This window comes from Rhizobium sp. PRIMUS64 (genome assembly GCF_023006465.1).
GTDB lineage: Bacteria > Pseudomonadota > Alphaproteobacteria > Rhizobiales > Rhizobiaceae > Rhizobium > Rhizobium leguminosarum.
The window spans coordinates 40,820-52,556 of the sequence record NZ_JALBGX010000043.1 but is presented as its reverse complement, the minus strand read 5'-3'; the positions used below and the strand labels follow the sequence as shown (position 1 = coordinate 52,556).

Below are 11,737 nucleotides of genomic sequence, written 5' to 3'. Positions count from 1 at the left end.
CGCCGAGATGCTGCGCTCCTCCGCCGTCGACGGCATCGCCGAAGTGATGAACATGCGCGGCGTCATCGACGGCGATCCGCGCATGGCGGCCATCGTCAATGCCGGCCTCGCCGCCGGCAAGCTCGTCTGCGGCCATGCCCGCGGCCTCGAAGGCGCCGATCTCAACGCCTTCATGGCATCGGGCATCACCTCCGACCACGAACTTACCTCCGGTGCCGATCTCCTCGCCAAGCTTACCGCCGGCCTGACGATCGAGCTGCGCGGCTCGCACGACCATCTGCTGAAGGAGTTCGTCGATGTGTTGAACGGTCTCGGTCACCTGCCTCCGACCGTCACGCTCTGCACTGACGACGTTTTTCCCGACGAACTCCAGGAAGATGGTGGCCTCGACGACGTCATCAGGCGCTTGGTGCGCTACGGCATGAAGCCGGAATGGGCCATCCGTGCCGCGACTTTCAATGCCGCACAACGTCTGAAGCGCACCGATCTCGGCCTCGTCGCCGCCGGCCGCCGCGCCGACATCGTGCTCTTCGACGACCTCATGGAATTCCGGGCACGGCTGGTCATATCAGGTGGCCGCATCGCTGCCCGCAACGGCAGCATGCAGGCTGCCGTCCAGCAGATTGATACGGCGCCGCTTGTCAATTCGGTGAAGCTGCCGCCGCTGACTGAGAATGATTTCCGCATTCCGGCGAAGGACGAGCGCGTCCGCGTCGCCACCATCGACCGCCCGCGCTTCACGCAATGGGGCGAGGCCGAAACCGAGGTCAGGGACGGTTTCGTCGTTCCGCCGGCGGGCAGCGCCATGATCGCCGTCGCCCATCGCCACGGCAAAGCCGATGGTACCCCGCGTATCGGCTTCCTCACCGGCTGGGGTGAATGGCGCGGCGCCTTCTGTACCACTGTTTCGCATGACAGCCACAACCTCACCGTCTTTGGCGGCAATGCGCGCGACATGACGCTCGCCGCCAACGCCGTCATATCAGCCGGCGGTGGCATGGCGGTCGCCAAGGACGGCCGAATCGAGGCGATCCTGCGGCTGCCGCTCTCCGGCCTGGTGACGGATGCATCGCTGAAGGACACCGCCTTGGCCTTCGTCGGCATCCGCAAGGCCATGGAAAAGATTGTCGACTGGAAACCACCCTATCGGGTCTTCAAGGCCTGCTTCGGCGCAACGCTCGCCTGCAATGCCGGCCCGCACCAGACGGATCGGGGAATTGCCGATGTGGTGACGGGGAAAGTGCTTGAGAGTCCGGTGCTGGAGGTTATGTAAGCCGAGACGCACAGACCATATATAAAGGGGCGTGCGTCCCCGCCACCTCAAACTCCAGCTAGACCTTCAATTCCCGCTCGACCAACGCCACCCAGTAAGCCGCCCCATAACCAAGCGCTTCATCGTTGAAATCATAGGCCGTGTTGTGATGCAGCGCGCCGTCCACCGCCGGGCCGTTGCCGAGCCAGACGTAACAGCCCGGCGCATTCTGGGCGAAGAAGGCGAAATCGTCGCCCGCCGTCGACGGCGGAAAACTTGTCTGCACCTTCCCGCCAAACACCGAGCCGGCGGCCGCGAGCGCCCGCATGGTCGCATCCGCGTCATTGATGACAGGCGGAATCCGCCGTTCGAATGCATAGTCCACGGTGATGTCGTACATGGCTGCACTACCCTGCGCCAGTCGTCCGATCTCGGTCTCCAGCTGATTACGCACATCAGGCGAATAGGCCCGCGCCGTCCCGCCGATCTCGACGATATCAGGAATGACGTTCAGCGCCTTCGGGTCGCCCGCCCGCAGGAAACAGGCGCTGACGACGGCCGGCTGCAGCGGATCGACCACCCGTCCGACGATCGTCTGCAGCGATGACAGGAATGTGCCGGCAGCCGTGATCGGATCGCGGCCGAGATGTGGCTTGGCGCCATGCGTGCCGGTCCCGCGGAAGGTCATGCGCCAGCTGTCGGAGGAGGCAAGCTGCGGTCCCTCGACCACGGCGATCTCATCGACCGCAAGCCCAGGCATGTTATGCAGCCCGTAGACGGCATCGCAGGGAAAAAGCTTAAACAGCCCCTCCTCGACCATGCGCCTTGCTCCGCCTCGCCCTTCTTCGGCCGGCTGGAAGATGAAATGCACCGTGCCGGAAAAATTCCGCGTCGCAGCAAGATGCCGCGCAGCGCCGAGGAGCATCGCCGTATGGCCGTCATGGCCGCAGGCATGCATCTTGCCGGGCGCGGTCGATTTATAAGGCCGCTCTGCCATTTCAGGCATGGCAAGCGCATCCATATCGGCACGCAGCCCGATCCTGCGCGAGCCGTTGCCGAGCTGTAGCGTGCCGACCACGCCGGTGCCGCCGAGGCCGGGATGCACCGTGATACCAGCTTCTTCGAGAAGCCTCGCGACGATGCCGGCGGTACGCTCCTCCTCGAAACCGAGTTCGGGATGCGCGTGCAGGTCGCGGCGCAGGGAGGTCAGAAACGGCAGATCGTCCTTGATCCGGGCGGGAATGCTCATCGGGCAATGGTCCTGGGGCCTGGATATCCTGTCATGCGAAACGGGCGCCCAACCGGCGCCCGCATCAGATCATTCCTTGTTTATCAAACGGCCCACAAGTTCAACCCCAGAACAGGATGATTTTAGGCCGGGCCAAAAATCTGAATCCCGTTCTCAATTAACGAGTTAGAGCATGATGTCGTCCGAAAACCGCTCACACTTTTCGGCATCATGCTCTACGCCTCCTCGACGAACACCTCCTCGCGCTTCTTCTTGACGCTCGGCAGGAAGACGACGATCAGCACGGCAACCGCAATGGCCAGAAGAATGGCACTGATCGGCCGCGTGACGAAGGTCGTCGGATCACCACGCGACAGGATCATGGCGCGCCGGAGGTTCTCTTCGAGTAGCGGCCCAAGCACGAAGCCGAGCAAGAGCGGCGCCGGTTCGCAACGAAGCTTTGCCAGCACATAGCCGATGAGCCCGAAGAAGGCGACGGCATAGAGATCGTAGACGTTGGCGTTGACGCTGTAGACCCCGATCGAGCAGAAAGCCATGATGACGGGGAAGAGCACGTAGTAAGGCACGGTCAAGAGCTTCACCCAGAGCCCGATCAGCGGCAGGTTGAGGATGACCAGCATCAGGTTGCCGATCCACATCGAGGCGATGATGCCCCAGAACAGCGCCGGCTGCTCGGTGGCGACGTTCGGACCGGGCACGATGCCCTGGATGATCATCGCGCCGATCATCAGCGCCATGACGGGATTGGCCGGAATGCCGAGCGTCAGGAGCGGAATGAACGAGGTTTGCGCACCGGCATTGTTTGCCGATTCCGGCCCTGCGACGCCCGCAACCGCACCCTTGCCGAACTCCTCCGGCGTCTTCGACATCCGCTTTTCCACCGTATAGGAGGCGAAGGAGGCAAGGATGGCGCCACCGCCCGGCAGGATGCCGAGCGCCGAACCGATCGCCGTGCCTCGAATGACGGGTGCGATCATCTCCTTGAATTCCTGGCGAGACGGCAAAAGGCCGGACACCTTGGCCATCAGCACCGTGCGTGTCGACTCGCCCTCGAGGTTGCGCAGGATTTCCGCAACCCCGAAGACGCCGACGGCGAGCGCCACGAAGTTCAGCCCATCGGCATATTCGCGGATACCGAGCGTGAAGCGCGGCGTGCCGGTATAGATGTCGGTACCGACGAGACCGAGCAGCAGCCCGAGCGCCACCATCGCCAGCGCCTTGACGACAGAGCCGTGCGCGAGAGCGATCGAGGAAACAAGGCCGACGATCATCAGCGAGAAATATTCCGCCGAACCGAATTGCAGCGCGATTGCGGTGAGAGGCGGCGCGAAGATCGCGACGAGAAAGGTCGACACGGTGCCGGCGAAGAACGAGCCGAGCGCCGCGATCGCAAGCGCTGCCCCCGCCCTGCCCTTGCGGGCCATCTGGTAACCGTCGATCGCGGTGACGGCCGAAGAGGATTCGCCCGGCATGTTGATCAGGATCGCCGTCGTGGAACCACCATACTGCGCGCCGTAATAGATGCCGGCGAGCATGATGAGCGAGGAGACCGGCTCGAGCTGGAAGGTGATCGGCAAGAGCATGGCGATCGTCGCCGTGGCGCCGATGCCGGGCAGCACGCCGATCAGCGTGCCGAGCAGCACGCCGATCAGGCAGAAGAACAGGTTTTCCGGAGTTCCGGCCGTCGCAAAGCCGAGCGCGAGATTGCTGAAAAGATCCATCATCGTCTCCTAGAACCGGACCCAGGGGCCGAAGCGCTCGAACGGCAAGCCGAGCCCATAGCTGAAGACCGCCACCGAAAAGATCGTCAGCAGCAGCGAGAGGATGATCGCGAAGAACAGGTTCATCTTTTGCGATGCGAAGCAGGCGATAAAGGCGGTGAAGAACAGTGACGGCGCAAAACCCAGCCCCCGCACCGTCAAGCCGAAGAACACCGGTGCCGGCAGAATGAAGAGCATGCCGCGCCAGGCAAACGGGTCGATCGGCTCGCCCTCTACGCGGAGAGCCTGAATGAAGATGATCGCGCCGAGAAGCACGAGCACGCCGGCCAGCACCAGGGGAAAATAACCAGGCCCCATGCGCACTGTCGTGCCGAGGTCGAGCCCCAGCGACTGGATGGCGAAGAAAGCACCGGTCGCGACGAAAAGCGCGCCGCAGATCGCATTGGTGGTATCGAAACTGATGGATTTCATGGTGTCTCCTGGGGTTGGAGATGGTTCGTGATGCGCTGCTGATGCGATTGCCCCTCATCCGCCTGCCGGCATCCTCTCCCCGCATGCGGGGAGAGGGTTAGAGTGAAGGGCTCATCCGGCATGTCCTGGACGAGGATAATCCTCAGTCGGCATATTCGCCGGCAGCCTCGATCACGGTTTTCCAGCGGGCGATCTCGCTCTCGAGCTTGGCTTTCAGCGCAGCCGGCGTCGCATCAGCGTCGGAGGATGGCGTCGTGCCGAGCTCGGCGAAGCGGGCGCCGACATTCGGATCCTTCAGCGCCACCTGCAGCGACTTCGACAGACGTTCGTTGATCTCAGCCGGCGTGCCCTTCGGCGTATAGATGCCGTGCCAGATACCGACTTCGAAACCCGGCAGGCCGGCTTCGACGGCAGTCGGAATGTCCTTCATTACGTCGAGGCGTTTGGGCGAGGTCACGGCATAGGCCTTGATCGTGCCGCCCTGGATCTGCTTCGTCGTGTTGGTCGTCTGGTCGCACATGACGTCGACCTGGCCGCCGAGCAGATCGGTCATGGCAGGGCCGGTGCCCTTGTAGGGAACGGTCGTCAGCGGCGTCTGGATGGCGCTCATAAACATCATGCCGCAGAGATGCGAGGCCGCACCGATTCCGGCATTGGCGACCGTGACCTTGTCCTTATTGGCCTTGATGTAATCGATCAGCCCCTTGAGGTCGGCCGGCTCCATGTCCTTGCGGGCAACGATCGTCATCGGCACCTCGGTGACGAGGCCGACATAGTCGAAGGCGCCGAGCGTGTCATAGGCAAGCTTGCGGTAGAGCGTGGCGCTGGTCGCCATGCCGATATGGTGCAGCAGGATGGTATAACCGTCGGGATCGGCATTCGCCACGCGGCCGGCGCCGAGCGTGCCGCCCGCGCCACCGACATTTTCGACGACGATCTGCTGGCCGAGATCCTTCGACATGGATTCGGCGACCAGGCGCGCAACGGTATCGGTCGGGCCGCCGGCCGCAAAGGGCACGACCATGGTGATGGTGCGCTCGGGATAGGTCTGCGCCGAAGCGACGCTGGCGAGAACAGAGACCGCGGCAGCCGCGGTCAGGCCGAGCATGGCCTTCAGAATTTTCATCGTTTCCTCCCTGATGAAATAAGCAAGCCCGCCGACACATCCTCCGCGCCGGTTCGGATCACCTATTTGCCGCCGGGAAAAATCGACCCGCAATCATTACAGCCGCTTTCGAAAGACGATTTTGCGACAGTGCGATGCAGCATGGGTCGATTCGGAAACAAACAGGCAGTGCGATGGGTGGAAATCCACCCATCGCACTGTAGCCACACCCTTACTTTTCTGAGGCAGTACCACTTCGCCGGTCTCGATCAGCGCCTTGAGGTTGGAGAGAATGCGCGGCCAGCCGCCGGAATCGTCACTTCGAAAAGCATGCTCCTTCCGAAATGGCTAACTTTCGGTGGTCAGCATCCGCTTGTCGAGACCATATTTCTGCATCTTTTCGTAGAGCGTCTTCCGGGAAATGCCGAGCGACTCATAGACCGGCCTGAGGCTGCCTCCATGGGCCACCAGCGCGCTGGCAATGACCCCTCGTTCGAATTCGGCGACACGCTCAGCAAGCCCGGTCGCCTCCTCGGCTTGGCGCCCGCCATTGTCGAGACCGAGGACCAGACGGTCTGCGGCGTTCCTCAATTCACGCACATTGCCGGGCCAGTCGCGCTGAGCGATATCGGAGATCACGTCCGGCGGCACGGCCATCTCGTCGCGGCCATAGCGGGCCGCCGCTTCCCGCACCAGCTGCAGGAAAAGCAGCGGAACATCCGCCCGCCGCTGCGACAGCGACGGCACATGCAGCGTCGCGACATTCAGCCGATAGAAGAGGTCGGCGCGAAAACGCCCCGCCGCCACCTCCGCCTCCAGATCGACCTTGCTCGTCGCGATGAAGCGCACGTCGAGCGCCACCACTTCGTTCGATCCGAGCCGTGAGATTACCCGTTCCTGCAGCACCCGCAGAAACTTCGCCTGCAGGTCGAAGGGCATTGAGCCGATCTCATCGAGCAGGATCGTGCCGCCGCGCCCATGTTCGAATTTTCCGTAACGCGGCCTCACCGCACCCGGAAAGGCCCCCACCTCATGGCCGAAAAGCTCGCTCTCGATCAGGTTTGCCGGCAGTGCGGCGCAATTGATCGCGATAAACGGCCGGCTCGCCCGAGCGCTGATGTCGTGGAGCGCACGCGCCACAACCTCCTTGCCGGCACCCGTTTCTCCGACGATAAGCGTATCGGCATCGCTCGCCCCGATCGCCCGGATGCGGTAGCGCAAATCCACCATCACCTGCGTGCGACCCGGCAGCCGCGCCTCGATATCGTCGCGCTTGCCGGCGACCGCTTTCAACAGCCGGTTTTCGAGCACGAGGCCGCGCCGCTCCATCGCCCGGCGGATGACGCCGGCGAGCATCTCGGGCGTGAACGGCTTCTCGATGAAATCATAGGCGCCTTCGCGCATCGCCTTCACCGCAAGCTGCACATCGCCGTGCCCGGTGACGAGAATGACCGGCACCTCCGGGTCGAGCTCGCGGATCTTCTGCATCAGCGTCATGCCGTCGATGCCCGGCATGCGGATGTCACTGACGACCACGCCGGGGAAGCTGTAGCCGATCAGCTCCAGCACATGGTCGCCGTTCGAATAGGTCTCGACGCTGAAGCCGGAGAGCTCCAGCGCCTGCGCCGTCGAGCGGCGCAGTTCCTCCTCGTCGTCGACCAGCAGGATCTTCGCATCGTTCATTCCGCCGCCTCCGGCATCAGCCCTGCCGCCGATTGCAGCTCGATGCGGAACACCGCGCCCCCTTCGGGATGATTGGCAGCAGCAAGGCTGCCGCCGAAATCCTTGATGATGTTGTAGGAGATCGAAAGCCCGAGGCCGAGCCCCTTGCCGACACCCTTCGTCGTGAAGAAGGGATCGAAGATACGCTCGGCGATCGCCGCCGGCACGCCGGGCCCATGGTCCCGCACTGTCAGCACCACCTTGCCGGCCTCCTCGAAGGCCGAAACCTCGATGCGTCTGTCATCCAGCCCTTCCACCGCATCGGCCGCGTTGGAAATCACATTCACCAGCACCTGCTGCAGACGCACCGAACCGGCGCGCACAACCGACGGACGCGGCCCGAGATCCAGCAGGAGTTCGGCGTCCGCCGCCTTCAGCCGCCAGGCAATGATCTCGAGCGTATCATGCATCGCCTCGTCGAGAGACACCGACCCGAGCTTCTCGTTCGGCTTGCGGGCGAAGTTGCGCAGGTGCCGGCTGATCGCAGCCATGCGGTCGATCAGCCCACCGATCCGCCGGATATTATCCCGCGCCTCCTCCGTCCGCCCACGGTCGATGAGGACGGAGGCACTGTCCGTATAGGTCTTGGCGGCGGCGAGCGGCTGGTTGAACTCGTGCGAAAGGGCAGCCGACATCTGCCCGAGGCCGGCAAGCTTGCCCGCCTGGATGAGGTCGGCTTGTGTCTGGCGGAGCTGCTGTTCGGTCAGCCGCCGTTCGGCGATCTCCTCCTCGATGCGGCTGTTGACGCGCGCAAGATCGGCCGTGCGCTCCTCGACGCGCTGTTCCAGTTCGTTGCGGGCCTCCGCTTGCAACTGCATGCGCTCGGCAAGCCGCGCCCGCCGCTGGCGAAGGACGGCCACCGTAAGCCCTGCAATGCAGAGAATAAGAAACACGGCGGCAAGCGCCGTGCGCGCCTGGGCGCGGATGGAACTCGTCTCCATCAGCACGTTCACCGTCCAGTCCTCGGCCGGCATATAATGCGAGAGCACCAGATATTCGCTCGAGTCGCGCTCGCCGGCCAGCGTCATCAGCTCATGTTGCTCGAAGTGATGTCGCGTCACTGGCAGCGCCGCCAGCCTGGCATTGGCATAGCGCCGCGAGGCCTCCGTGCGTGCGATGCGGTCCGCCGTCAGCGGCAGGATCGCGCCGTAAAGCCATTCCGGGCTGCCGGACATGAAGATGATGCCCTCGGGATCGGAGACGAAGATCTTGTATTCGCCGCCGCCCCAGGAGGATTCGATCATATCAATATCGACCTTGAAGACGATGACGCCGCGAATATCCGCACCGGTCCGGATCGGCGCAGCGAAATAATAGCCGCGTTTCAACGAGGTGGTGCCGAGCGCGTAGAAGCGCGCCTGCCGGCCTTCGATCGCATCCTGGAAATAGGGCCTGTAGCTGAAATTCTGTCCAACGAAGCTTCCAGGCCCATCGTAATTGCTGGCCGCGATCGTCTCTCCATCCGGCTTGACCACATAGATGTCAGAGGATTTCAGCAGCCCGTTGATCTCCTTGAGATAGAGATTGGCCGCATCGCGCAGCGCCGCATCCTCGGGCGCGCTCACCAATTCCTTGATGTCGTCGTGATCGGCGATCAGCGCCGGCAGCGCCTCGTAGCGGTTGAGATGGCCGCTGAGTGCCGAAACGGCAAGCCGCAGCGCCGTTCCTGCCTGTGCCGAAGCCTCCTCCATATAGGCGCGCGTCGCAATCGCGCTCCCATAAGTGAAGAAGGCGAAGATGATCAGCGGCACCACCAGCAAAGCCGCTATGGCACGATATCTCGAAGACAGATCCGGCTCCTCCCCTTTCTGCCTCCACTCCCCAGCGAGGCATACCCGACGGCTCAAGTTAACGCATAACCCCGAAAATCGGAATCGATTTTCGGAAAGGATTATGCGCCAATTCAAAGTGATAGAGCGTCCTTAGCGCGTCCGGCCGGACGCGCGGCGCTCTATGGGGGTGGACAGGGATTTCCAAGGGCCTGCCGAAACTTGACACCCGGCAGGGGCGGATGTCCTATTGCTGCACCGCAAGGAGGCCCCGCCCATGAGCGACGACCAGACGCCCGCCGACAGCAAGCTCACCACATCCAAGCGCCGTTGGGCGGCCGAAGGCAAGTTCCTGACCGGCCGCATCAGCCGTCCCGAAGCCGAGCGCCTGCCGCCCGGCCAGCACCTCGTCAAGAACTGGCCGGTGCTCGATCTCGGCCAGCAGCCTGTTGTCTCCACAGATTCCTGGCGGCTTGACGTGCGCGGCCTTATCGAAACGCCGCTCACCCTCACCTGGGCCGCCTTTCAGGCGATCGAGCAGAGCACCAAGGTCAGCGACATCCACTGCGTCACCACGTGGTCGCGCTACGACAACAAATGGAAGGGCGTTTCGACGCGCGATCTGCTTGATCTCGCCATGCCCAAGCCCGAAGCGGCTTACGTCATGCTGACAAGTTATGACGGCTATACCACCAACCTGCCGCTGGCCGATTTCGCCGCCGAGGATGCGATCCTTGCCACCGCCTGGGAAGGCCTGCCGCTGACACCGGATCACGGCGGCCCGATGCGCCTCGTCGTGCCGCATCTCTATTTCTGGAAAAGCGCCAAATGGCTGCGCCGCATCGAGCTGATGCCCGCCGACCAGGCCGGCTTCTGGGAAAAGAACGGCTATCACATCTATGGCGATCCCTGGCGTGAGCAGCGCTATTCCGACGATTGAGCTTTCGGCCGCGAGAAACGGCGAAGCGCAAACACGCCAAGGCCGAACAAGGAGGCAAGCCCCGTCATCGACGCCATGCTGGCGGCATGGAATGGTATCCCGCTCCAGCGTGGCTTGATGATGTCAGCGGTGTTGAAGGCCTCGCCGCTGAATCGACAGGTGATGAGCGCAAGACCGCGCCGCACCATATCGGCATCGACCGCGGAAATAATTTCATCCGCCGCAGCTCTCTCCCGCGGCATCTCACGCATCGAAAGCAAGACCGCCTTGGCCGCCGCGAGATAGGCATGGGCGCATTCGTTGAACGGGCTTTGCTCATCGGTCACACTGCCCGGCATCCGGCCCCATAGGCAGTAGGAATACTGGATTTCGGCATAGTTCAGAACGCGCCGGAACGGCTCGTTCGTATCGACTGCGCGGGATGCAAGGTCGATAATCCCACTGCGATAGTCAGACATGACAGCCATCTCGCCATGGGAAATCTCGGGGATATTGAGGCCCGCATGGCTGCCGCCATCGCTGCGGCTATGAGCAGAAGCGCTTCCGGCAACCACACACAAAAAGGCGGCCGTGATTAACGCCGCCGACAGGATTGGTGTGGTTCTGCTGCTTTTCATACTCGCTCGAAAAAGTCGGGCTAGCTCCCAAAGTTCAGGGCGCCGGCAAAGCGGCGCCCTTCGATGCTTTCAGTGAAATGCCGTTGCCGGCCGACCTCGTTGCCCGCCCTTAACTGCAAGCCGCTTTTCGGCAAGCGCTCCGAAAGCCAGCCCCAAGGCTGCCCAGAGGATCACATGCATGCCAAGCGAGGTCGTGCGGAACCGCCAGAGCACCATCGCCGAGAAGTTCTCCGGCACCTCGTTGATCGGCGGCAGCAGATAGAGCACGACGCCGATGAAGACGAGATAGACAATGCCGGCGATGATCGCGCCGTTCCAGAGACCGAAGCGCTCGGAAAGGCGGCGAGACAGCGCCACCGCGGCAATCAGGGCTGCGAGCGAGACGACGATCATCAGGAAGAACAACTCGGTCCTGACGCCGATCGTGTCGGGATTGCCGACCGCCGGCGGGTTGGCCGGATACTTGATACTGGGAACGATGACGATCGCCACGAAGGCGGCAATGGCGATGACGGCTGAGGTGCCACGCGCCGAAAGGCTGCTGAAACGGCCGTGTACGAAAGCGAAGGCAAGTGCGAAGAGCCCGCCGACAGCGACGCTGTAGGCCATGACGCCGGTGAAAAGGCCGAGACCGGCCTGCGTGGCGCGACTGACGATTTCAGGTTCGGCAGCTTCGCCGGCCGCCTGGGCGCTTGCCTCCTCGAAGGCGATCGCCGCATCGACCAGCGGCTCACCGAAAGTATGGGCGAAAGCGAAAACGAGGATGCCAGCAATCAGGCCCGCGAGCATGCCGCGAAGCAGAAGGTTTCCAACCATGTCAGGAACTCCCTTAAAGCACGTCGCGCAAAAGTGTGCAGCGGTTTTTCGATAACGACATGCGTAAAAACGAAA

The 11,737-nt window shown here is 62.9% G+C and carries 10 protein-coding genes; 2 read left to right on the top strand and 8 right to left on the bottom strand.

Annotation, left to right across the window (positions count from 1 at the left end; genetic code table 11):
* Nucleotides 1-1,273: adenine deaminase C-terminal domain-containing protein (locus MOV76_RS18390; protein ID WP_247265037.1), on the top strand; the 1,273-nt coding region annotated here is incomplete at its 5' end.
* A 58-nt stretch (nt 1,274-1,331) separates the two neighbouring features.
* On the opposite strand, the gene MOV76_RS18385 is transcribed toward MOV76_RS18390, so the two are convergent.
* The 6 genes from MOV76_RS18385 to MOV76_RS18360 form a co-directional block, all read right to left on the bottom strand.
* Nucleotides 1,332-2,501, bottom strand: a complete 1,170-nt coding sequence (locus MOV76_RS18385) for a M20 aminoacylase family protein (RefSeq protein ID WP_130758930.1) — start codon at nt 2,499-2,501, stop codon at nt 1,332-1,334.
* Between the two features lie 215 nt (nt 2,502-2,716).
* The gene (locus MOV76_RS18380) at nt 2,717-4,222 is read right to left on the bottom strand and encodes a tripartite tricarboxylate transporter permease (RefSeq protein ID WP_018243405.1); all 1,506 of its coding nucleotides are present in this window, start codon (nt 4,220-4,222) and stop codon (nt 2,717-2,719) included.
* 9 nt (nt 4,223-4,231) lie between these two features.
* Complete coding sequence (locus tag MOV76_RS18375) at nt 4,232-4,693, bottom strand: tripartite tricarboxylate transporter TctB family protein (RefSeq protein ID WP_018445878.1); 462 nt, start codon at nt 4,691-4,693, stop codon at nt 4,232-4,234.
* A 142-nt stretch (nt 4,694-4,835) separates the two neighbouring features.
* Nucleotides 4,836-5,819 (bottom strand): tripartite tricarboxylate transporter substrate-binding protein, encoded by a 984-nt coding sequence (locus MOV76_RS18370; protein WP_018243407.1) that lies wholly within the window; start codon nt 5,817-5,819, stop codon nt 4,836-4,838.
* 327 nt (nt 5,820-6,146) lie between these two features.
* Nucleotides 6,147-7,481, bottom strand: a complete 1,335-nt coding sequence (locus MOV76_RS18365; protein WP_011653327.1) for a sigma-54 dependent transcriptional regulator — start codon at nt 7,479-7,481, stop codon at nt 6,147-6,149.
* A complete protein-coding gene (locus MOV76_RS18360; protein ID WP_408987997.1) occupies nt 7,478-9,274 on the bottom strand; it encodes an ATP-binding protein in 1,797 nt (598 codons plus the stop codon). The genes MOV76_RS18365 and MOV76_RS18360 overlap by 4 nt, the downstream gene beginning before the upstream one ends.
* Nucleotides 9,275-9,566: 292 nt before the next feature.
* Here MOV76_RS18360 and MOV76_RS18355 point away from each other — a divergent pair, with 292 nt between their 5' ends.
* Complete coding sequence (locus MOV76_RS18355; protein ID WP_112904890.1) at nt 9,567-10,229, top strand: sulfite oxidase-like oxidoreductase; 663 nt, start codon at nt 9,567-9,569, stop codon at nt 10,227-10,229.
* Here MOV76_RS18355 and MOV76_RS18350 read toward each other — a convergent pair.
* A complete protein-coding gene (locus MOV76_RS18350) occupies nt 10,214-10,846 on the bottom strand; it encodes a hypothetical protein (RefSeq protein ID WP_018243410.1) in 633 nt (210 codons plus the stop codon). The two genes, MOV76_RS18355 and MOV76_RS18350, sit on opposite strands and share 16 nt — an antisense overlap.
* Before the next feature lie 69 nt (nt 10,847-10,915).
* Complete coding sequence (locus MOV76_RS18345; protein ID WP_028733472.1) at nt 10,916-11,662, bottom strand: CbtA family protein; 747 nt, start codon at nt 11,660-11,662, stop codon at nt 10,916-10,918.
* Nucleotides 11,663-11,737 lie beyond the last annotated feature (75 nt).